17 protein-coding genes and 1 tRNA gene are annotated in these 19,657 nt (G+C 73.5%); 10 read left to right on the top strand and 8 right to left on the bottom strand.

Annotated elements, in window-relative coordinates:
- Window positions 1–30 precede the first annotated feature (30 nt).
- From ABD899_RS07545 to ABD899_RS07510, 8 genes are all read left to right on the top strand, one after another.
- Window positions 31–966 (top strand): type IV toxin-antitoxin system AbiEi family antitoxin domain-containing protein, encoded by a 936-nt coding sequence (locus tag ABD899_RS07545; protein ID WP_345204205.1) that lies wholly within the window; start codon window positions 31–33, stop codon window positions 964–966.
- Between the two features lie 168 nt (window positions 967–1,134).
- Entirely contained in the window at window positions 1,135–1,878 is a 744-nt protein-coding gene (locus ABD899_RS07540; protein ID WP_345204203.1) for a YdeI/OmpD-associated family protein, read from the top strand.
- Between the two features lie 10 nt (window positions 1,879–1,888).
- Window positions 1,889–3,130 carry a deoxyguanosinetriphosphate triphosphohydrolase gene (locus ABD899_RS07535; RefSeq protein ID WP_345204202.1) on the top strand — a complete coding sequence of 414 codons (1,242 nt, stop codon included), beginning with the start codon at window positions 1,889–1,891 and terminating at the stop codon, window positions 3,128–3,130.
- Window positions 3,131–3,156: 26 nt separating this feature from the next.
- Window positions 3,157–5,097 carry a DNA primase gene (dnaG, locus tag ABD899_RS07530; RefSeq protein ID WP_345204201.1) on the top strand — a complete coding sequence of 647 codons (1,941 nt, stop codon included), beginning with the start codon at window positions 3,157–3,159 and terminating at the stop codon, window positions 5,095–5,097.
- Window positions 5,094–5,675 carry a hypothetical protein gene (locus ABD899_RS07525; RefSeq protein ID WP_345204200.1) on the top strand — a complete coding sequence of 194 codons (582 nt, stop codon included), beginning with the start codon at window positions 5,094–5,096 and terminating at the stop codon, window positions 5,673–5,675. Before dnaG ends, ABD899_RS07525 begins: the two co-directional genes overlap by 4 nt.
- Window positions 5,676–5,779: 104 nt before the next feature.
- Window positions 5,780–5,852 (top strand) — tRNA-Asn (locus ABD899_RS07520).
- A gap of 395 nt (window positions 5,853–6,247) precedes the next feature.
- Window positions 6,248–6,529 (top strand): type II toxin-antitoxin system RelE/ParE family toxin, encoded by a 282-nt coding sequence (locus ABD899_RS07515; RefSeq protein WP_345204199.1) that lies wholly within the window; start codon window positions 6,248–6,250, stop codon window positions 6,527–6,529.
- A 14-nt stretch (window positions 6,530–6,543) separates the two neighbouring features.
- On the top strand, window positions 6,544–6,837 hold the full coding sequence (locus tag ABD899_RS07510) for a HigA family addiction module antitoxin (protein WP_345204197.1): 294 nt from the start codon (window positions 6,544–6,546) through the stop codon (window positions 6,835–6,837).
- A 431-nt stretch (window positions 6,838–7,268) separates the two neighbouring features.
- Here ABD899_RS07510 and ABD899_RS07505 read toward each other — a convergent pair whose 3' ends face one another.
- From ABD899_RS07505 to ABD899_RS07490, 4 genes are all read right to left on the bottom strand, one after another.
- Window positions 7,269–8,183, bottom strand: coding sequence for an amino acid ABC transporter permease (locus ABD899_RS07505; RefSeq protein WP_345204195.1), 915 nt, complete (start codon window positions 8,181–8,183; stop codon window positions 7,269–7,271).
- Window positions 8,180–8,845: an amino acid ABC transporter permease gene (locus ABD899_RS07500; protein ID WP_345204194.1), complete on the bottom strand. Its 666-nt coding sequence runs from the start codon at window positions 8,843–8,845 to the stop codon at window positions 8,180–8,182. Before ABD899_RS07500 ends, ABD899_RS07505 begins: the two co-directional genes overlap by 4 nt.
- A gap of 82 nt (window positions 8,846–8,927) precedes the next feature.
- On the bottom strand, window positions 8,928–9,770 hold the full coding sequence (locus tag ABD899_RS07495; RefSeq protein WP_345204192.1) for a glutamate ABC transporter substrate-binding protein: 843 nt from the start codon (window positions 9,768–9,770) through the stop codon (window positions 8,928–8,930).
- 88 nt (window positions 9,771–9,858) lie between these two features.
- Window positions 9,859–10,599 carry an amino acid ABC transporter ATP-binding protein gene (locus tag ABD899_RS07490; protein ID WP_345204191.1) on the bottom strand — a complete coding sequence of 247 codons (741 nt, stop codon included), beginning with the start codon at window positions 10,597–10,599 and terminating at the stop codon, window positions 9,859–9,861.
- A gap of 127 nt (window positions 10,600–10,726) precedes the next feature.
- On the opposite strand from ABD899_RS07490, the gene ABD899_RS07485 reads away from it, so the two are divergent.
- On the top strand, window positions 10,727–12,130 hold the full coding sequence (locus ABD899_RS07485) for an NAD(P)/FAD-dependent oxidoreductase (protein WP_345204189.1): 1,404 nt from the start codon (window positions 10,727–10,729) through the stop codon (window positions 12,128–12,130).
- 5 nt (window positions 12,131–12,135) lie between these two features.
- Here the strand turns inward: ABD899_RS07485 and ABD899_RS07480 are convergent, their stop codons facing one another.
- Together ABD899_RS07480 and ABD899_RS07475 are read right to left on the bottom strand one after the other, a co-directional pair.
- On the bottom strand, window positions 12,136–12,570 hold the full coding sequence (locus ABD899_RS07480) for an SRPBCC family protein (RefSeq protein WP_345204188.1): 435 nt from the start codon (window positions 12,568–12,570) through the stop codon (window positions 12,136–12,138).
- A 13-nt stretch (window positions 12,571–12,583) separates the two neighbouring features.
- The gene (locus tag ABD899_RS07475) at window positions 12,584–13,990 is read right to left on the bottom strand and encodes a wax ester/triacylglycerol synthase family O-acyltransferase (RefSeq protein ID WP_345204186.1); all 1,407 of its coding nucleotides are present in this window, start codon (window positions 13,988–13,990) and stop codon (window positions 12,584–12,586) included.
- 202 nt (window positions 13,991–14,192) lie between these two features.
- On the opposite strand from ABD899_RS07475, the gene ABD899_RS07470 reads away from it, so the two are divergent.
- A complete protein-coding gene (locus ABD899_RS07470) occupies window positions 14,193–15,113 on the top strand; it encodes a cation diffusion facilitator family transporter (protein WP_345204184.1) in 921 nt (306 codons plus the stop codon).
- A 44-nt stretch (window positions 15,114–15,157) separates the two neighbouring features.
- Here ABD899_RS07470 and ABD899_RS07465 read toward each other — a convergent pair whose 3' ends face one another.
- Complete coding sequence (locus ABD899_RS07465) at window positions 15,158–17,719, bottom strand: helix-turn-helix transcriptional regulator (protein ID WP_345204182.1); 2,562 nt, start codon at window positions 17,717–17,719, stop codon at window positions 15,158–15,160.
- A gap of 14 nt (window positions 17,720–17,733) precedes the next feature.
- Complete coding sequence (locus ABD899_RS07460) at window positions 17,734–19,632, bottom strand: Hsp70 family protein (protein WP_345204180.1); 1,899 nt, start codon at window positions 19,630–19,632, stop codon at window positions 17,734–17,736.
- Window positions 19,633–19,657: the final 25 nt, after the last annotated feature.

Here is a 19,657-nt window from a genome sequence, read left to right as displayed (position 1 = left end):
GCTCCGCTCGACCCGGGCATTCTCAGGGCCATGGAGCTCGACGCACTCATCAGGTCGCAGCACGGGGTGTGCACGACGGCCCAGGCCCTCGCCGCAGGCCTCACCGAGGACGGCATCCGGTGGCGCGTGTCCTCGGGGCGGTGGAGTCGTCTGGGGCAGGGGCTCTACTGTGCGCAGACCGGCGAGCTCGACTGGCTCGGCCGGGCTCACGCCGCGGTTCTGCGCGGTGGCGACGGGTGTGCCCTCAGCCTGCGGGCGGCAGAGCACCTCCACGGGGTGGCGTCCGGGGCGCCACCCGTCATCACGGTCGCCGTGCCTGCGCGCAGGTCGGTGACGCGACTGCCCGGCACCCGGTACCGGCGGCACGTCGGGCTGGAGGTGGTGAGGCGCAGGGGACTTCCGGTCACGACCGCCGAGCAGACGGTGCTCGACCTCGCCGAGGCACCCGGGGCCGAGTGGCGCGATGCCGTCGCCACCGCGGCCCGGTGGGTGCAGAAGCGGCGCACCACGCCGGCCGCCCTGGACGCGGCGCTCGCGGCTCGGGCGCGCCACCGCCACCGCCACATCCTCACGGTCGCGCTCGGCGTCGTGGCCGAGGGGGCGGAGAGCGTCCTGGAGGTGTCGTACGTCCGCCGGGTCGAGCGGCCCCACGGGCTGCCACCTGCGACGATCCAGCGCCCCGACGGGTCCAGACGGCGTGACTTCGAGTACGAGGAGTGGCTCGTCGTGGTGGAGGTCGACGGACGGCTCGGGCACGAGGGGGAGTCCGTCGCGTTCGACCGGCGCCGGGACCGGCAGGCGGCCGGCACGGGGCGCGTCACCCTGCGCGCCGGATGGGTCGACGTCGAGGGGGACCCGTGCGGCCTGGCCGTCGACGTGCACGCCGCCCTCAGGGCGCGCGGCTACCCGGGGTCGGTCCTGGCGTGCTCGCCGAGGTGCCCCGCCCGGCGGGTGTCCGCGACCTGAGCCGACGACAAGGGTCGGCGGAACCGGTGCCAGAACCCCGGTTTCGCCGAGTGGTGACTGACGGCTGGGTCGTCCGCCGCCGCAGCCGGGGTGTCGGACGGCGTCGCTACCCGGCTGTCGGACGGCGTCGCTACCCGGGTGTCGGACGGCGTCGCTAGGTTGGGCTGCATGGCAGAGCAGGTCGGCACCCCGGGGGGCACCCCCGACCGGCCCGCGCTGTTCTTCGGCGACGCCGCCGAGTTCGGTCGCTGGCTCGAGCTCCACCACGACACGGCCACCGAGCTGTGGATGGGCCTGCGCAAGAAGCACGTCGCCGACCGCGGGCTCACCTGGGCCGATGCCGTGCGCGAGGCCCTGTGCTGGGGCTGGATCGACAGCAAGGCGCAGCGCATCGACGACGACACGACCCGCCAGCGCTGGACCCCCCGCAAGCCCGGCAGCAACTGGAGCACCGTCAACATCGCCGCGGTCGAGGAGCTCACGGCCCAGGGGCGGATGCGACCGAGCGGGCTGGCGGCCTTCGCCCGGCGGCGCTCCGACCGCAGCGGCGTCTACAGCTTCGAGGGCGACGGGGTCGAGCTCGCGCCCGAGCTGGCGGCCCGGCTCGCCGGGCACCCCGCCGCGGCGGCGTTCTGGGAGGTCGCGACGCCCACCTACCGGCGGCAGGTCACCCACTGGGTCATGACCGCCAAGCAGCAGGCGACCCGCGAGCGCCGGATGGCCCAGCTCGTCGACGACTGCGCCGCCGGGCGGCTCGTCCCACCGCAGCGCTACGGCACCCCGCCCCGGTGGGTTGAGCGCGGTGCCTCCGCCGCTGCTGCCGCCGCCACCGCTGCTGACGCCGCCGTGCCAGCCACCGAGGCACCGCAGCCGGAGCCCGCGACGGGGCCGGACGGCATCCCCGCGCCGTAGGCTCGCGGCCGTGACCTACACCGAGCGCGACCGGGAGCGCTGGGTCGCCGAGGACCCCGCCCACAAGCGTGCCGACCGCGACGACTTCGCCCGAGACCGGGCCCGCCTGCTGCACTCGGCGAGCCTGCGGCGGCTCTCCGCGAAGACCCAGGTCGTCCAGCCGGGCAGCGACGACTTCGTGCGCAACCGGCTCACCCACTCCCTCGAGGTGGCCCAGATCGGCCGGGAGTTCGGCGCGGCCCTGGGCTGCAACGCCGACGTCGTCGACACCGCGTGCCTCGCGCACGACCTCGGCCACCCCCCGTTCGGGCACAACGGGGAGACCGCCCTCGACGCCGTCGCGGCAGGCATCGGCGGCTTCGAGGGCAACGCCCAGACCCTGCGGCTGCTGACCCGGCTCGAGGCCAAGCGCGCCCGCCCTGACGGTCGCTCCGCCGGGCTCAACCTCACCCGGGCCAGCCTCGACGCGGCGACGAAGTACCCGTGGCGGCGCGGCGCCTCCCCGCACCCCACCGTGAAGTTCGGCGTCTACGACGACGACCTCGACGTCTTCGGCTGGTTCCGCGCCGGCGCGCCCGAGGGCCGGCGGTCCGTCGAGGCCGAGGTCATGGACTGGTCCGACGACGTCGCCTACTCGGTGCACGACGTCGAGGATGCCGTGGCGTCCGGCTGGCTCGACCCGCGCCGGCTGCGCGACCGCGCCGACGTCGAGGCCGTGCTCGGCGTCGCCGGCGAGATCTACGAGCCCGACCTCGGCGCCGACGAGCTCGGTGCCGCCCTCGAGCGGCTCCTCGCGACCGGCGCCGTCCCGGCCACCTTCGACGGTTCCCGCCCGGCGCTCGCCGCCCTCAAGGACATGACCTCGCACCTCATCGGGCGGTTCGTCGTGGCCGTCGAGCAGGCGACCCGCGCCGAGCACGGCCCGGGGCCGCTCACCCGGCACGCGGGGCGTCTCGTCGTCCCCCGCGCGTCACGGGCCGAGTGCGCCGTGCTCAAGGCGGTCGCCGCCCACTACGTCATGCACGCGGCCGAGCGCGTCGCCCTCCACGCCCGGCAACGCGAGGTCGTCGCGGAGCTCCTCGCGGCCTACGGGGCCGACCCCGACCGGCTCGACCCCGACCTGCGCGCCGACTGGGACGCGGCCGCGGGGGATGCCGGCGCGCTGCGGGTGCTCGTCGACCAGGTCGCCTCGCTGACCGACGTCCGGGCCCTCGCCCTGCACCGGCGCTGGTGCCGCCCCGGCACGACCTAGACTCGCGGCATACGTCAGGAGGATGCGTGGCGGGTCGGATCAGGTCCGAGGACATCACGACGGTCAAGGAGCGCACGTCCATCGAGGACGTCGTCCGCGACCACGTGACGCTGCGGCCTGCCGGCGTCGGGTCGCTCAAGGGGCTGTGCCCGTTCCACGACGAGAAAACCCCCAGCTTCACGGTGCGCCCGGCCGTCGGCACGTACCACTGCTTCGGCTGCGGCGAGAGTGGCGACGTCATCGCGTTCGTCCAGAACGTCGAGCACCTGACGTTCACCGAGGCGATCGAGCGGCTCGCCGGCAAGCTCGGCCTCGAGCTGCGCTACGACGAGGGCGGCGGGCCCCGCGAGGGCGGGGTCTCGCTCGGCACCCGAGCGCGGCTCGTCGAGGCGCACCGGGTGGCCCAGGAGTTCTACGCCTCCCTCCTGCTCGACACCGGCCGACCCGAGGCCCGCGCCGGGCGCGACTTCCTGCGCGACCGCGGGTTCGACGGCGCCGCCGCCGAGCAGTTCGGCGTCGGGTTCGCCCCCCAGGGTGGCGAGGCCCTCGCCCGCCACCTGCGCGAGCGGGGCTTCACCGAGGCCGAGCTCGTCACCGCGGGGTTGTGCGGGCGGGGCAGCCGCGGCCTCTACGACCGGTTCCGCGGTCGGCTCGTCTGGCCGATCCGTGACACGACCGGCGACACCATCGGCTTCGGCGCGCGTCGCCTCTTCGACGACGACCGCATCGCGGCGAAGTACCTCAACACCGCGGAGACGCCGATCTACAAGAAGTCGCACGTGCTCTACGGCCTCGACGCGGCGAAGAAGGCCATCGCCTCGCAACGGCGGGCCGTCGTCGTCGAGGGCTACACCGACGTCATGGCGGCGCACCTGTCCGGGGTCGGGGAGGCCGTCGCGACGTGCGGCACCGCGTTCGGCGTCGACCACATCAAGGTGCTGCGCCGGATCATGCGCGACGAGACCGACGGCCCGCCCGCACGCGTCGTGTTCACCTTCGATGGTGACGCCGCGGGGCAGAAGGCCGCGATGAAGGCCTTCGGCGAGGACCAGCGCTGGGCCGCCCAGTCGTTCGTCGCCGTCGCCCCCGACGGCATGGACCCGTGCGAGCTGCGGCTGGCCAGGGGCGAGTCGTCGGTGCGCGCCCTCGTCGACGACGCGGTGCCGATGTTCGAGTTCGCGGTCCGCACGACGATCCGGCGCTACGACCTCGACACCGCCGAGGGACGGGTGGAGGCGATGAAGGCGGTCGCGCCCATCATCGGGTCGATCCGCGACACGAGCCTGCGGCCCGAGTACACCCGCACCGTCTCCGGATGGCTCGGCATCGAGGTCGAGCAGCTCGCCGCCGAGGTGCGCCGGGCGGGTCGGCTGCGCCACGACGACGCCGGCGAGCGCCGCCACCGCCCGGCGAGCACCGACGAGGTGCCCGAGCCGGGGCCCGGTGAGGCGGCGGCATCCCTGCCCGTGCCGAACCTGCGCGACCCCGTCGTGTTCACCGAACGGCAGCTGCTCCAGGCCCTCATCCAGTACCCGCAGCAGTTCGGGGACGAGACCGTCGCCTCCCTCGAGCCCGAGGCCTTCACCGCGCCGGCCCACCGGGCGGTGCTCGACGGCATCCGGATCGCGGCGCCCGCCGCGCGCCGCGGCTCCACGGCCGGCTGGGTCGCGGCGGTCGGTGAGGCCGCGCCGCTGTCCGTGCGCGGGCTCGTCGCCGAGCTGTCGGTCGCCTCGCTGCCGACGCGCTACGACGCCGCGAGCGGGCTTCCCCCGCAGCGCTACCTCGACTCGCTCGTCGCGGGGGTGCGTGACGCCCACCTCGGCCGCCTCATCGCCGACGCGACGGCGGCCGTCCGGCGCGCACAGAACGACCCCGACGCCGACCCCGCCGACCTCCGGGAGCGCACCATGGTCCTGCACCGCCTCGAGCTCGACCGGGTCGCGCTGCGTGAGGCGGGTGCGTCATGAGGCTCGAGTGGAGCGGCCTGCGCCGCCCGCCGGTGCCCCCCCGGGTCGCCGCAGCCATCGCACCCGGCGGCGGCGAGCGACTCCTCGCGTGGGCCGTGGATGCCGTGGGCGGCGGCACGGTCGTCGCCGGCCGGCACCGCCTCTACGCCGTGGCGACCGGGCCCACGACCGGCGCCGAGCCCGCTCCTGCGACCGGCGCCGAGCCCGGCCCGGATGCCGCGCGCGTCACCCTTTCGCGGCCGTGGCACCTCGTCGACGCCGGCTCGTGGAGCGGTGAGGACGGCATCCTGCGGGTCAGCTGGGTCGACGGGCACCCCCCCGCGCGGTTCGTGCTCAGCGAGCCGGGGATGCTCCCCGAGACGCTGCGCGAGCGGGTGCAGGCCTCCGTCGTGCTCGCGGAGGTGCTCGACCTGGGCGAGCGTCGCACGGCCCGGGTCGTCGTGCGGCGTGACCTCGCGAGCGGTGCGTTGCTCAGCCAGGCGGTGCTCGGCTCAGGCGTGCGCAGCACCGACCCGGGCGTCGCGGAGCAGCTGCGCGAGGGCCTCGAGCGGGTGCGCGAGCAGACCGGGCTGACCTGACCGGGCTGACCTGACCGGGCTGACCTGACCGGGGCCGTTTTCGTGGCCGCTCGCGACTTTGCTATCGTGTGCGAGCGCCGCTGCGGCGATCCCGCGGTGGCCTTTCCCCTGTAGCTCAACTGGCAGAGCATTCGGCTGTTAACCGGAGGGTTGTTGGTTCGAGTCCAACCGGGGGAGCACGGCGAAGGGCCTCTGAACTGCGGAAACGCGAGTTCGGGGGCCTTTCTGCTGGTGGTTGCAGCGACGGATGACTGGCGGTGGTGCAGCGACGGATGCCTGGCGGTGTGCAGCGACGGATGCCTGGCTGGTGGTTGCAGCGACGGATGCACCGCTCGTCGTTCCCGTGCCGCAGGTCCGAGCCAGCCGCCGCAGCCAGTGAGCGGCGGTTTCGGAGGGGTCTGGCTGGGGCGCGATGAGTGGAGGCGAACGTTCGAGTGCCGGCCTTGAAGCCGTCGCGTGGCGTCCCTGTGCCGGTAGCCACACGGACCTGCATGTGCATGACGTTCTCGGCACGGCCGCACGCTGCGTGCCACGGCTGGACGGGGCATAACGCGTCGCGTTATGCTCGATGGGTGATCAGGTCGTTCGGAGACGCACCCACCGAGCGGCTCTGGGCACGACAACGCACCAAGAGGTTCGACTCCCGGATCGAACGAACCGCCCTACGCAAGCTCGTCATGCTCGATGCCGCCGAAGTCCTGGACGACCTCGAGGTCCCGCCGGGGAACCGGCTCGAAGCGCTCAAGGGCGATCGAGCGGGACAACACAGCATCCGGATCAACCAGCAGTGGCGGGTCTGCTTCGTCTGGACCCCAGGTGGCCCCGAAGACGTCGGGATCGTCGACGACCACTAGAAGGAGGCACACACATGGCAACCATTGCGCCCATCCACCCCGGTGAGGTCCTCCTCGAGGAGTTCCTCGTCCCATTGGAGGTCACCCAGCACCGGCTGGCTGTCTCCATCGGTGTCCCCCCGCGGCGGATCAACGAGATCGTCCACGGCAAGCGCCGGATCACGGCCGACACCGCGCTGCGGCTGGCTCGCTTCTTCGCGACCACCGACCGGTTCTGGCTCAACCTCCAGACCCGGTACGACCTCGAGATCGAGAAGGACCACCTCGGAGGCGCACTCGACGACATCCAGCCGCTACAGAGCGCCTGACCACCACGCGTCGGGGGATGAGCGCGCGGGCTCGCTCGCCCCGCGCGTCACGTCGCAGCAGGGTCGGGACCGACGGGAGAGTCGGTGCCCCGGCGGCAGGAGCGGATGTTCCGCCTCCAACCCGGATGAGTCCGGTGATGCACACCGCGCGATAGAACGCGCCCTCTGCATCACCCTTGGCCAGATCGACCACACGAGTGAGCAGGACATGCCCGGGATCGAGGGCGACGCCGGGCGTGTCCTGCTCACTCGATGACGTCGCCCGCCTGCGAACCGCCGCCTGCCTTACTGCCGCCATCGAGGCTGTCCGACGAACGGGGTAGACGAACGGGGTAGACGAGCGGTGCAACCGTGATGTTGCCTCGAGTCCCACCGGGGGAGCGACGAAGGGCCCGCACCGTCACGGCGCGGGCCCTCCTTGTCGGCCAGCGCTACCTCGTGGCGCTCTCCTCGGCCATGACCGCACCCGGCTCGCCGACGCCGGTGACGATGTTGGGAGCCGTCGTCGTCACGGGACCCGAGGTGTGCCCCCTCCGCTTGAGCCAGTGCTCGACGAAGCGGGCCACGCGGGTCAGCGCGTAGTTGATGAGGATGAAGATGACGGCGACGACGATGTAGGCGGGCACCGTGTTGGCGTAGGCCGACCCGAGCGTCTTGGCGGCGGTGAGCAGCTCGGGGTAGAGGATGATCGTGCCGAGTGCGGTGTCCTTGAGGACGACGACGAGCTGGCCGACGAGGGCGGGCAGCATCGCCGTGAGCGCCTGGGGCAGCTGGATCGAGCGCAGCGTCTGACCCGGGGAGAGCCCGATCGACAGCCCGGCCTCGGCCTGGCCCTTGGGCAGGGAGTACACCCCCGAGCGGACGAGCTCGGCGATGACCGAGCCGTTGTAGAGGGTGAGGGCGAGCACGACACCGAGCAGCGGCGCGTACTCGTTCGGGATCCATTCCGAGCGGGAGAACCAGCCGAAGAAGAAGAAGATCATCATGAGCAGCACGGGCACGGAACGGAAGAACTCGACGACCGCGCCGGCGACCCACCGCACCGCGCGCACGTGTGACAGGCGGCCCATGCCGAAGACGAGGCCGAAGATGCCCGCGAGCACGACCGACAGGGTCGCGGCCTTGACGGTCTCCCACAGCCCGGGCAGGAGGTACTGCGTCCACACCTCGGGGTCGGTGACGAACGGCGACCACATGTAGCCCTCGAGCTGGTTGGCCTCGTTCATCTTCCCGATGACGACCCACAGCGCCCACAGCGCCGCGAGGACGCCGAGGCCCGCGATGACGGCGTGGCGCCGTCGGGCCCGCGGCCCCGGAGCGTCGAACAGGACGTTCTCGGCGCTCATCGCTTCACCGCCAGGCGCTGGGAGAGGTTGGTGAACAGGATGCCGAGCGGCAGGGTGAGGATGACGAAGCCGAGGGCGAAGAGGAAGAAGGTCGGCAGGCTGGCCCCCTCGTTCTCGGTGATCTCGGCGAGCAGGCCGGCGGCCTCGGCGGTCCCGAGGATGACCGCGGCAACGGTGGTGTTCTTGATGAGGGCGATGAGGGTCGACCCGAGCGGGGCGATCGAGCCACGGAAGGCCTGCGGCAGCAGGACCTGGGTGAGCGACTGCCCGAAGGTCAGCCCGATCGAGCGAGCGGCCTCGGCCTGGCCGGCCGGGATGGTGTTGACGCCACTGCGCAGTGCCTCGCAGACGAACGCCGCGTGGTAGACAGACAGCATGATGACCGCCCACCAGTAGGCGTTGCGGGCGAGGTCCTCGGACAGCGTCACGCCGAGGATGAACGAGATGCCGAGCACGCTCGAGACCATGAGCAGCGTCAGCGGGGTGTTGCGGACGATGTTGACGTAGCTCGTGCCGATGAGCCGGAGCACGGCGATGGGGGAGACGCGCAGCACCGCCATGAACGTGCCGATGAGCAGCGAGCCGATCGCCGACAGCACCGACAGCTGGATCGTCACCCAGAAGGCGCCGAGGATGTCGTACTCACGCAGGATCTCGCCCATGCGTCACCTCTCGTCGGGGTCCGTCCCGCGGCGTGCCGCCCGCCCGGAACAGGGCGGGCGGCACACCGTCGGTGCTCGTCGGTCAGGCGCAGGCGTCGGGCGTCGGCGGGTTGCCCGCGCCGGGCTTGTAGCCGGCCGGGCCGAGGTTCGCGTCGACGATCTTCTGCCACTCGCCGTCGGTGATCATCTTGTTGATGGCGTCGGTGATCTTCTGGCACTGGGCGGTGTCGCCCTTCTTGATGCCGATGCCGTAGCGCTCCTCGGAGAACGGCTGGCCGACGACCTTGAGCTTGCCCTTGTACTGGTCCTGGGCGGCGTAGCCGGCGAGGATCGTGTCGTCCGTCGTCAGGGCGTCGATGGCGCCCGAGGCGAGGGCCGCGACGCACTCGGAGTACGTGGCGAACTCCTGGAGGTTGACGCCGGGCACGGTCTCCTTGACCTTCTGGGCCGAGGTGGAGCCGGTCACCGAGCACAGCTTCTTGCCGTCCAGGGTGTCCGGGCCGGTGATCGACGTGTCGTCGGCGCGCACGAGCAGGTCCTGGCCGGCGACGAAGTACGGACCGGCGAAGGAGATCTTCTCCTTGCGGGCGTCCGTGATCGAGTACGTCGCGACGACCATGTCGACCTGGCCGGTCTCGATGAGGGTCTCGCGCTGGGCGCTCGGTGCCTGGATGAACTCGATGTCGGCGGCGTCGACCCCGAGCTCCTTGGCGACGAAGGTGGCCACGTCGACGTCCATGCCGGTGAACTCGCTGCCCTGCTTCAGGCCGAGGCCGGGCTGGTCGAACTTGATGCCGACCTTGAGGCCGCTGCCCCCCGAGTCGGCCGAGCCGGCATCGGTGTCGGCGTCGTCCGAACCGCAGGCGCTCAGCCCGAGCGCGAGCACGGCCGCCGCGGCGACCATGCCCATCCGTCGTGTCGTCATTGGTGTTCCTCCTGTGGTGGGGTGTACCGGTGGTCGGTGGACCGGTGGACCGGTGGTCGGTGGACCGGGCGCCGGGGGTCCGGCGGGCTCAGTGGGTGAGGATCTTGCCGAGGAAGTCCTTGGCGCGGTCGCTCGTGGGGTTGGTGAAGAACTGCTCCGGCGGGGCCTGCTCGACGATCTGCCCGTCGGAGAGGAAGACGACGCGGTTGGCCACCTTGCGGGCGAAGCCCATCTCGTGGGTCACGACGATCATCGTCATGCCGCTGTGGGCGAGCTCGACCATGACGTCGAGGACCTCGTTGATCATCTCGGGGTCCAGGGCGGAGGTCGGCTCGTCGAAGAGCATGACCTTGGGGTCCATGGCGAGAGAGCGGGCGATCGCGACGCGCTGCTGCTGCCCGCCGGAGAGCTGGGCGGGGTACTTCTGCGCCTGGTGCGCGACACCGACCCGCTCGAGGAGCTCCATGGCCTTCTTCTCGGCGTCCGCCTTCGACATCTTGCGCACCTTGATCGGCCCGAGGGTGACGTTGTCGAGGATCGTCTTGTGGGCGAAGAGGTTGAAGGACTGGAAGACCATCCCGACGTCGGCGCGCAGCGCGGCCAGGGCCTTGCCCTCCTCGGGCAGCTGCTGGCCGTCGATGGAGATCGAGCCGGACTCGAAGGTCTCGAGCCGGTTGATCGTGCGGCACAGCGTGGACTTCCCCGACCCCGAAGGACCGATGAGGATGACCACCTCGCCCTTGCCGACGGTGAGGTCGATGTCCTTGAGGACGTGGAGGTCGCCGAAGTGCTTGTTGACGCCGTCCATGACGACGAGGGGCTCGCTCATGCAGTGAACCTAGCGACCGGCGGGCCGACACGGTCAATCCGCAGCGGTCCGATCCGCGGCATTGACACCGAACCGAGACCTTCAGGCCGCCCCGACCGGGTCCGCCCGCTCCCGGCATGATGAGGCCATGACTGCCGACCCGGCGACCGTGCGGGCCTCGCTCGCCGACGCGAAGCCCGACGTGTTCTGGACCGACCGCCCCGACCGACCCGCGCCCCGCCCCGCCCTCACCGGTGCCGGGCACCGGGCCGACCTCGTCGTCGTCGGGGGCGGGTTCACGGGGCTGTGGGCCGCGATCCAGGCCAAGGAGGACGACCCGTCGCGGGACGTGCTGCTCGTCGAGCGGGGGCGCCTCGGCATCGCCGCATCCGGCCGCAACGGCGGGTTCGTCGCGCCCTCACTCACCCACGGCCTGGCCCAGGGGCTGGCCTGCTGGCCCGACGAGATCGGGACGCTCGAGCGCCTCGCTGAGCAGAACTTCGCCGACCTCGCCGAGAGCCTCACCCGGCACGGCGTCGAGGCCGACTTCCACGTCCCCGGCGAGATCACGATGGCCCTCGACGAGCGCCAGGTCGGCATCGTGCGCGAGGCCTACGAGCTGCACCGCGACCACGGCATCCCGGTGACCCACCTCGACGCCGCCCAGGCGCGGGCGCGGGTCGACTCGCCCCGCTACCGGTCCGGCTTCCTCGACCCCACCGTCGGGCTCGTCGACCCGGGGCGCCTCGTGTGGGGGCTGGCCGCCGCGGCCGAGCGGCTCGGCGTGCGGCTGCACGAGGACACGACGGTCACGGGGTTCGACCGGGACGAGGGTGCGGTCGTCGTGCGCACCGAGTGGGGCAGCGTGCGCGCCGACCGGGTCGTGCTCGGGACGGGTGCGTTCCGCGGGCCGCTGCGACGCCTCGCCCTGTGGACGCTGCCCGTGTACGACCACGTGCTCATGTCCGAGCCGCTCTCGCCCGCCCAGCTGGATGCCGTGGGGTGGGAGGGTCGCGAGGGCCTCACCGACGCCGGCAACCAGTTCCACTACTACCGGCGCACCCTCGACGACCGGGTGCTCTTCGGGGGCTACGACGCGAACTACCACTTCCCGGGGCGGATCGACCCCCGGCTCGAGCAGTCCGAGTCGCACGACCTGCTCGCCCGGCACTTCTTCGACATCTTCCCCCAGCTCGAGGGGCTGCGGTTCACGCACCGCTGGGCGGGGGTCATCGACACGACGTCCCGGTTCACGCCGGTGTTCGGCACGGCGCTCGGGGGCCGGCTGGCCTACGCCGTCGGCTACACGGGTCTCGGCGTGGCGTCGACGCGCTTCGGGGCCCGGGTCGCCCTCGACCTCGTCGACGGCTGCGACACCGAGGTGACCCGTCTGGGGATGGTGCGCCGCAAGCCGATGCCGTTCCCGCCCGAGCCGATCCGTTACGCCGCCGTGCGCGCGACCCGCGCCAGCCTCGCGGCCGAGGACCGCACCGGGCGCCGCAACCTGTGGTTGCGCGCGCTCGACACCGTCGGCATCGGGTTCGACAGCTGACCGCCTCAGTGGGCCAGGTGCTTCCTCAGCCCGCCGGTGTTGTTCGTCACGAGGCCCTTGATCGTCCGGTTGCGGATGAAGCCGGGCAACGGAAGGTTGTGGCTGATCGTCAGGGTGAAGGTGACCTCGGTGTGGTCGTCGTCGACGGGGCGCAGCGTGTACGTCGCGTCCTGGCCGGTCTGCAGGCGGCCCTCGACGAGGTGCCAGCTCATACCGTCGTCCGCGTGCTCGTACGCGAGCGTGTAGCGGTCGGTGCCGACGGCGGTCGCGGCCGCGAACCGCGCCGTGAGCGGCATCCCGTCGGCGTCGGCGGTCAGCACCTCCGCCTCCTTGATGTCGGACACCCACTGCGGAAGCGCCTCGATCGCGCGGATCGTGGCGAGCACCTCGTCGAGGGGGGCGTCGACGACGACGGTGCTCGTGGCGGTGTCGGTGGGCATGGCGACCTCCCGGTCAGACGGCGGCGGCGAGCCGGACGAGGGTGTCCATCTCGTCGTCGAAGGCGTGGACGAGGCGCTCGGGCGCGGTGATGACGGTCGCGTCGGCCTTGAACCCGACGCGCACGACCCCGTCGTAGCTGAAGATGCACACTCCGAGGGTCTGGCGCCCCGACCCCGGGACCCAGCCGAGGATGCTGGAGATGCGCGCCCCGGCGAGGTAGCGGCCGGCCATCGGCCCCGCGACGTTCGTCGTGACGCCGATGGCCTTGGCGGCGAAGAAGTCGATGACGAGCTTCGCGATGTCGGTGTTCGTGTGCCCGATCGCGGTGATGAGGCCGAAGGTGAGCACCGCCTCGGGCGAGTGCTTGATGGTGTCCATCCGCCGCTTGGCCTCCGACAGGCGCTGGAGCGGGGGCAGGTGGCCGGTGGGCAGCGGCAGCATGACGAGGGCGAACTTGTTTCCGAGGGTCTTCGGCAGGGGCCGGCTGCCGTCGCGCAGGTTGACCGGGACCATCGTCGTGAGGTCGCCCGGGTCGCCGCCACGGTCGCTGACGTAGCCGGCGATCGCCCCCGACACCGCACCGACGAGCACGTCGTTGACCGTCGCTCCCGTCGCCCGGCCGACGCGCTTGACGTCGATGAGCGGTCGCGGCTGGGACCAGACCGCCCGCTTCGGGACACCCGGGTCTCCGGTGATGGGTGACTCGGGGGCGTGGCCGAGGAGCAGCTTGTCGGCGATCTGCCCGGTCTGCCAGGCGACGGTGAGCGCCTCGACGGCGGTCGACGGGTTGAGCGCGGCGGGGATCTCGCCGAACATGTGCAGCGCACTGCGGACCCCCGCGGTGACGGGGCGGGTCAGCCGGCCCGCGACGTCGAGGATGCCGGTGGGCCCGGCCTGACCCGCGGCCGAGCGGGATGCCGGGCGGTCGGCGGCGACGAGGTCGTCGTCCGGCTCGTCGTCGGTGAGGGACAGCAGGACCTGGGCGAGCGCGATGCCGTCGGCGAGGGCGTGGTGGAACCTCGAGACGACGACGGCCCCACCCTCGTGCCCGTCGACGAGGTAGAGGTCCCACAGCGCGCGATCCCGCCGCAGCGGCTCCTGCATCTTCTGCTCGATGAACGCCTGCAGGGCTGCGTCGTCGGCGGGCTCGGGCAGCTGCACGCGGTGGAGGTGGCCGGCGAGGGTGAAGTTCTCGTCGTCCTCCCAGTGCGGCATCCCCACAGGGGAGGGCGACTCGACGACGCGCTGGGTGAACACGGGGTAGCGGTCGACGAGGCGGTGCTGCACGACGGCCTCGAGCCGCTCCCACTCGACGGGCCCCTCGAGCATCATGACCGAGTCGATGACCATGAGGTTGTCCGGGCTGTCCATCGAGAGCCAGATCGCGTCGACGGCGCCCATCGAGCGGCGTCCGGTCATGTCGTCACCCTTTTCCTGCGGTCGGGTCCAGCCTGTCACCTGCGGCGTCTCGCCGACAGGCCGGGGCCCCCCGGTGTCGGCGGAATCACGCCGCCGCGATCCTCTCGCACGGGGGAGGACGGCCGTACCGCGGGGTGGGGCCCCGGACACGTCACATCGGTCTCGGGACGTCGGGCGTCAGGGAGCGCGCAAGAATGGGGCCGTGGTCACCCCGACGACGCCGGCTCGCCCCCAGCCCGTCGACCTGACCCGGTTCGCCTGGCTGGCCATCGGCGCGGCCCTGGTCACCATCGCGCTGAAGTCTCTCGCCTGGTGGGTCACCGGGTCGGTCGGGCTGCTCTCCGACGCCGCCGAGTCGCTCGTCAACCTCGTCGCGGCGGTCGTGGCGCTCGTCGCCCTCACCGTCGCCGTGCTGCCCGCCGACAAGAACCACCACTTCGGGCACAGCAAGGCGGAGTACTTCTCGGCGGCGGCCGAGGGGCTGATGATCTTCGTCGCCGCCGCGGTCATCCTCGCGAGCGCCATCGAGCGGTTCATCAACCCCCGTCCCCTCGACAACGTCGGCATCGGCCTCGCGGTCTCCGTGGTGGCGTCCGTGGTCAACGGCCTCGTCGCCTGGGTGCTGCTGCGCGCCGGCGCGCTGCACCGCTCCATCACCCTGACGGCCGATGGCAAGCACCTCATGACCGACGTCTGGACGTCGGTGGGCGTCGTCGTCGGCGTGCTCCTCGTCGCGCTGACCGGGTGGGAGCGGCTCGACCCGCTCGTCGCCTTCGCCGTGGGCGTCAACATCCTCGTGACGGGGTGGCGGCTCATCCGCCGGGCCTCGGCCGGCCTCATGGACGTCAGCCTGCCGGAGGAGGACGACGAGATCATCCGTGCCGTGCTCGACCGGTACTCCGGGGACCACGTGACGTGGCACCGGCTCCTCACCCGGGAGGCGGGGAGCCGGCGGTTCATGCAGTTCGACCTCCTCGTGCCGGGGGTCTGGAGCGTGCAGCGCAGCCACGACCTCGTCGAGGACATCACGGCGGCACTCGTCGCCGAGTTCCCCGACATCGACGTCACCTGCCACGTCGAGCCGATCGAGGACCCCCGCTCGTACGAGGACCTCGTCCGCTGACCCCGGGCGACCCCACGTGCGGGGCGTGAACCACTCCGGGGTCGTCAGCGGGGCGGGGCTGCGGAGTGCGCCTCGAGGGTGAGGCTGAGGCGCGAGAGCAGCTCGGAGCGGCTCTGGGCTCCACTGCGTCGCTTGATCCGGGCGACGTGGTGCTCGACAGTGCGCGCGGACACGAAGAGGCGCTCGCCGATCTCCTGGTAGGTCAGCCCCGCCACGACGAGCTGGGCGACCTCGTGCTCGCGCTCGCTCATGACGATGGCGCCGGCCCTGACCTGGGCGGGCGTCGGTGGGCTGGCCACCTCGCCCTCGTCGCCCGGTGCCGGCTGGGCGACGAGCCCCCTCGCGCAGTCGAGCAGCGCGGCGGCCTCCTTGCGGTCCGCCACCCGAGCCGCGGCGTGTCCGGCCAACCGGGCGCCCTCCCAGGCCTGGCCGACGGCTGCCAGCGCCCGGGCCGACCGGGCCACCGCCGCCGGGTCGACGTCGCGACCGAGCACCGACACCCAGGTCCTGCCCGCGGCGGCGTACGTGGCCGCGACCGGGTCGGTGCGGGCCGCCACGACGAGGGCGCGTGCGTCTGCGGCCATGGCGTCCGGACGGTCGGTGAGGACCGCGGCCTGCACCGCGTACCAGTGGAAGGGCGCGGCCCACAGGGGAGCGCCCCCGAGCTCGACGAGCAGGTCACGCGCCTGGTCCCAGACCGCCGCTGCCAGGTCGGGCTCGTGCATCCGCGCCGCGGCCAGGCCGATCTCCCCCAGCGGCAGCAGGGAGTAGAGGTCGACGGGGTGCCCGACGAGAACGGTGCGAGCCGCGGGCCACAGGGCGGTCAGGCCCCGGATGTCGTCCTGGCGCCGGGCCAGCCCCAGACGCAGGCCCCAGGCCCACGGCTCGTCACGGGGGACGGCGGGGTCGATCCGGTCGAGGTGCTGCGCGGCCTCGCCGTAGCGGCCGGCGAGCATGCTCACCCATCCGCGCAGGGCACTGATGCGGGACGCGTCGACCGCCGGGGCCTCGATCCCTGCGTCCGGGCGCCCGCGGCCCGACCCGGCCAGGACCGACTCGGCGATCGCGAGGTCACCCCCGTTGACCGCGACGAGCGCGGCGAGTGCCGCGGGCACGTCCGGGAGCAGCTCCGGGCGGCGTCCCCGCCCGGCGATGCGCACGAGGCCCGGCAGGGCGTGGTGGCGGTGCTCGCCGAGGGTCAGCAGCACGGCCTCCGCCATCTCGGGGAGCGGTGAGACGGTGACGTCCGGGCCGGTCGCGCCGCCTGCGGCGAGCAGCGCACGCGCCGCCGCGGCATCTCCGCGGCCCGCGAGGGCCAGGGCCGCACAGGCGCTCGTCGTCGGGTCGGGAGCCGCGCCCGGGTGATCCAGCACCCAGCGGGCGAGCCTCGCGCCCTGCCCCGGTTGCCCGCCCAGGACCGCGAGCGTCATGGCGACCCGCTCGCCGTGGGACGAGAGTGCTCCACCCGGCACGGGCGACAGGGCGACGGCGGCGGCCTCCAGGTCGCCCGCGAGCCCGAGCGCCTCCGCCTGGAGCGCCCGCAGCTCGCTGCCACCGCCGTGCGCGCCGTCCCGGCCGTCGGCGCCCGCGCTGAGGGCCGCCCCGGCGAGCGCCGCGGCGGCGGCGGGACTCCTCGGCAGGAGGCGGCTCACCTCGTCGGTGACCGCGGCGGTGAGCCGCGGGTCACGGACCCCGAGGGTGACGAGCGTGGGGGCCACCGCACGCAGGTCACCACCAGTGGTGCTGAGGTCGTCGACGAGACTGTCGAGCAGTGGCCTGAGGCGGTGCGGCGGCGCGTGGCGCAGCAGGGCGTCCCGGACGACCGGTGGGAGCTCACCGTCCAGTGCGACGAGGCCGGTGTGCCACAAGGTGTCGGCGGCGGCGCGCGCCTCGGCGGGCGGAAGGCCGCGCAGCGCCGGCGCCAACGGCTCTCCGTGACTCGGGTAGCCGGCGGCGAGCGCGAGGACCAGGTCGGACTGGACCGCAGGGCACTCCCTCAACAGCCTGAGGACGTGCCGCGCGAGGCCCCCCGGGGCGGCGCTGCAGGCACCACGGGGCACGGGGACATGAGCTGCCGCAGGTGGCGTGGTGGCCGCGACCACGTCGCGGACCAGCCAGGGCAGCCCCCGGGTGGCGGCATGCACCTCGCCCGGTGGGGTGGGGTCGTGCAGCGCCTCGAGGAGGCCGGCGACCTCGAGCTCGTTCCACGGCTCCAGGACGAGGGTCCTGGCGGTGCGAGCGAGGTCCGACAGCGCCTCGACGGGCGACCCGAGGGAACCGGGCCGCACCGTCGCCACGAGCCGTGCTCCGTCGTCGTGGACCCATCGCAGGCAGCGCGCGAGCTCCGACTCCTGCGTGCGGTCGGCGTCGTCGAGGAGGAGGAGCGACGGCTGTCCCGGGACCGCCCTCGGCCGGACACCGGCCGGTGACGCATCCCCGGTCGGTCCGAACCGGTGCACCGGGATGCCGTGGCGCGCGCACCGGGTCTCGAGCGCCGTCAGCGTCGTGGTCTTGCCGGAGCCCGGGGCGCCGACGAGCACCAGGTTCCCGTGGGAGTGCTCGAGGTGGTGCCAGGCGTCGTCGAGCGCCTCGGTCGGTGCCACCACGGTCGCGACGGTCACTAGCCCTGCGGGCCGGCGTCGCCGGCCTCGGCGGATCCGGTCGGCTCGTTCGTGGCGCCACCGTCGCCGGGCGGCGGGGTCTCGGGGTCACCGACCGGCTCGGCCGGAGGGTCCGGGTCGGGTGTGGGGTCGGGAGCCGGGTCGGGGTCGGGGTCGCCCACGGGCTCCGAGGGGGGATCAGGCACGGGGGTCGGATCCGGGGCGGGCGTCGTGGGCTCCGGGACGGGGTCGGGATCGCTCGCGCCCGGCGCGGAGGGGCTGGGGGTCGGGTCGCTCGGCGTCGTGGCGCCACCGGACGAGGGGGGAGTGGACGTCCCGCCCGGCGTCGTGGGGCGCGGTCCGCCGGCCTGGGTGCCGGTTCCGGTTCCTCCACGGGTCGGCTGCGTCCCGCCGGCGCTGGTGCCGGTCGCACCCGGGTCCTCGCCCCGCGCCGACTCGGTCCCGTCGGACTGGGTGCCGTCGTCGCCGTCGCCGGCGTCGTCGCCGTCGGACACGGCATCCGTGGCCACCGCGATGACTCCCTTGACGCCCCGGGCGACGTCCGGGCCGACGGCGACGAGGGGGCCGATGGCGCCGCGGGCCAGGGTGCTGGCACTGAGCCCCCCGGCCCGGTCGCCGGCTCCCAGGGCGGCGGCGAGCATTCCCATGACGCTCGCCTGCTGGACGACGGCCCCAAGAGCGACGGCAGCGAAGGCGAGCACCGCGACGGCACCGGCGACCACGGGCCTGCGACCGGGCAGCAGCGACGGAACCGCCGGCATCGGCCACCGGGCGCTCAGCCGGTCCCGTGCCGCACGAACCCACCCGCCGGCGCCGGCCGGCGTCGGCGCGGCCACCCGCGTCTCCTGCACCTCGGCCGGGACGGCACGCGCCCGGGCCGCCTCCGCCGCCGCCGTGTCGTGACCGAGCACCGGGCCGAGGCGGTCGACCACCGTGGCCGGCGCATCGAACCTGGACCCCGCAGCCTCGACGAGGCCGGGCGCCGCCGCGGACCCGCCGGTGAGCACGATCGACCGCACCGTCGACGCCTCGACCCCCGCGAGGGCCAGGGCGTCAGCCAGGGTGTCGAGCTGTCGCGCGAGCAGCGGCGCGCTGATCTCCTCGAGCTCGGTGCGCACGAGGCGGACGACCGTGTCTCCCACGGGAACGTCGACGGCCGTCTCGCAGGACAGCCGGGCCTTGGCCGACGAGCAGACGGACCGGAGCTCGGCCCGAGGCCCACGGGCGGTGGGCGAGGCGGACGACTCCACGGCCCTCACGACCTGGTCGTCGAGCGCCGCCCCCGCACAGGAGGGCTCGGACCGGACCGGGCCGAGTCGTCGCGGGGCGTCGTCGACCGACCAGACGCTGGCAGCGCAGCCGGCTCCCCCCACGTGGAGGCAGGCCACGACGTCTCCGGCGTCGAGGTCACCCGCCGAGGCGGCTGCGGTGACCGCCGCTTCGGCGCGCGTGACCCAGCGCACCGGTGCGTCGAGCTCGAGGGCGGACGAGATCGCGCGCACCGACCGGTGCGACATCTCGTCGGGGTGGACCACGCTGACGAGGCTGGGCCGGCGCCCGTCGCTCGCGAGCCGGACGACGTGCTCGACCTGGCGGGCCACGAGCTCGGTGGCCGGGCACCGGTGCCCGTCGACGACAAGCGGCACGGGGTCGTCGACGCGAGCGAGGAAGCCGGACACGACGACGCCCTCGGTGAGCTTCCCTCGCTCCACCCCCCATCGCCACGACCCGTCCGGGGCGACCGCCGCGCCGGCCGGCAGGCGCCCTGAGGTGCCCGTCTGCTCGAACCCGGGTGGCGCCACCGCCCCGGACGGGGTCGACAGCGTGACCCACACGTTCGTCTCGCCCAGCTCCACGACCACCTGCACGTCATCGGCCGCCCGTTCGTGCCCCGCCATCGGCTCTGCTCCTCCCCACGCGTTC

Origin of the sequence: Fodinibacter luteus (assembly GCF_039541575.1) — a bacterium.
GTDB lineage: Bacteria > Actinomycetota > Actinomycetes > Actinomycetales > Dermatophilaceae > Fodinibacter > Fodinibacter luteus.
Note: the sequence above shows the minus strand (reverse complement) of the source record. Positions and strands in the feature narration are given on the sequence as shown.

What these genes read in the sequence shown, in the direction of transcription:
- ABD899_RS07545 (WP_345204205.1), top strand. Translation starts at nt 31, where the DNA reads ATGGAGCTCGACGCACTCATCAGGTCGCAGCACGGGGTGTGCACGACG.
- ABD899_RS07540 (WP_345204203.1), top strand. Translation starts at nt 1,135, where the DNA reads ATGGCAGAGCAGGTCGGCACCCCGGGGGGCACCCCCGACCGGCCCGCG.
- ABD899_RS07525 (WP_345204200.1), top strand. Translation starts at nt 5,094, where the DNA reads ATGAGGCTCGAGTGGAGCGGCCTGCGCCGCCCGCCGGTGCCCCCCCGG.
- ABD899_RS07510 (WP_345204197.1), top strand. Translation starts at nt 6,544, where the DNA reads ATGGCAACCATTGCGCCCATCCACCCCGGTGAGGTCCTCCTCGAGGAG.
- ABD899_RS07505 (WP_345204195.1), bottom strand. Translation starts at nt 8,183, where the DNA reads ATGAGCGCCGAGAACGTCCTGTTCGACGCTCCGGGGCCGCGGGCCCGA.
- ABD899_RS07500 (WP_345204194.1), bottom strand. Translation starts at nt 8,845, where the DNA reads ATGGGCGAGATCCTGCGTGAGTACGACATCCTCGGCGCCTTCTGGGTG.
- ABD899_RS07495 (WP_345204192.1), bottom strand. Translation starts at nt 9,770, where the DNA reads ATGACGACACGACGGATGGGCATGGTCGCCGCGGCGGCCGTGCTCGCG.
- ABD899_RS07490 (WP_345204191.1), bottom strand. Translation starts at nt 10,599, where the DNA reads ATGAGCGAGCCCCTCGTCGTCATGGACGGCGTCAACAAGCACTTCGGC.
- ABD899_RS07485 (WP_345204189.1), top strand. Translation starts at nt 10,727, where the DNA reads ATGACTGCCGACCCGGCGACCGTGCGGGCCTCGCTCGCCGACGCGAAG.
- ABD899_RS07480 (WP_345204188.1), bottom strand. Translation starts at nt 12,570, where the DNA reads ATGCCCACCGACACCGCCACGAGCACCGTCGTCGTCGACGCCCCCCTC.
- ABD899_RS07475 (WP_345204186.1), bottom strand. Translation starts at nt 13,990, where the DNA reads ATGACCGGACGCCGCTCGATGGGCGCCGTCGACGCGATCTGGCTCTCG.
- ABD899_RS07460 (WP_345204180.1), bottom strand. Translation starts at nt 19,632, where the DNA reads ATGGCGGGGCACGAACGGGCGGCCGATGACGTGCAGGTGGTCGTGGAG.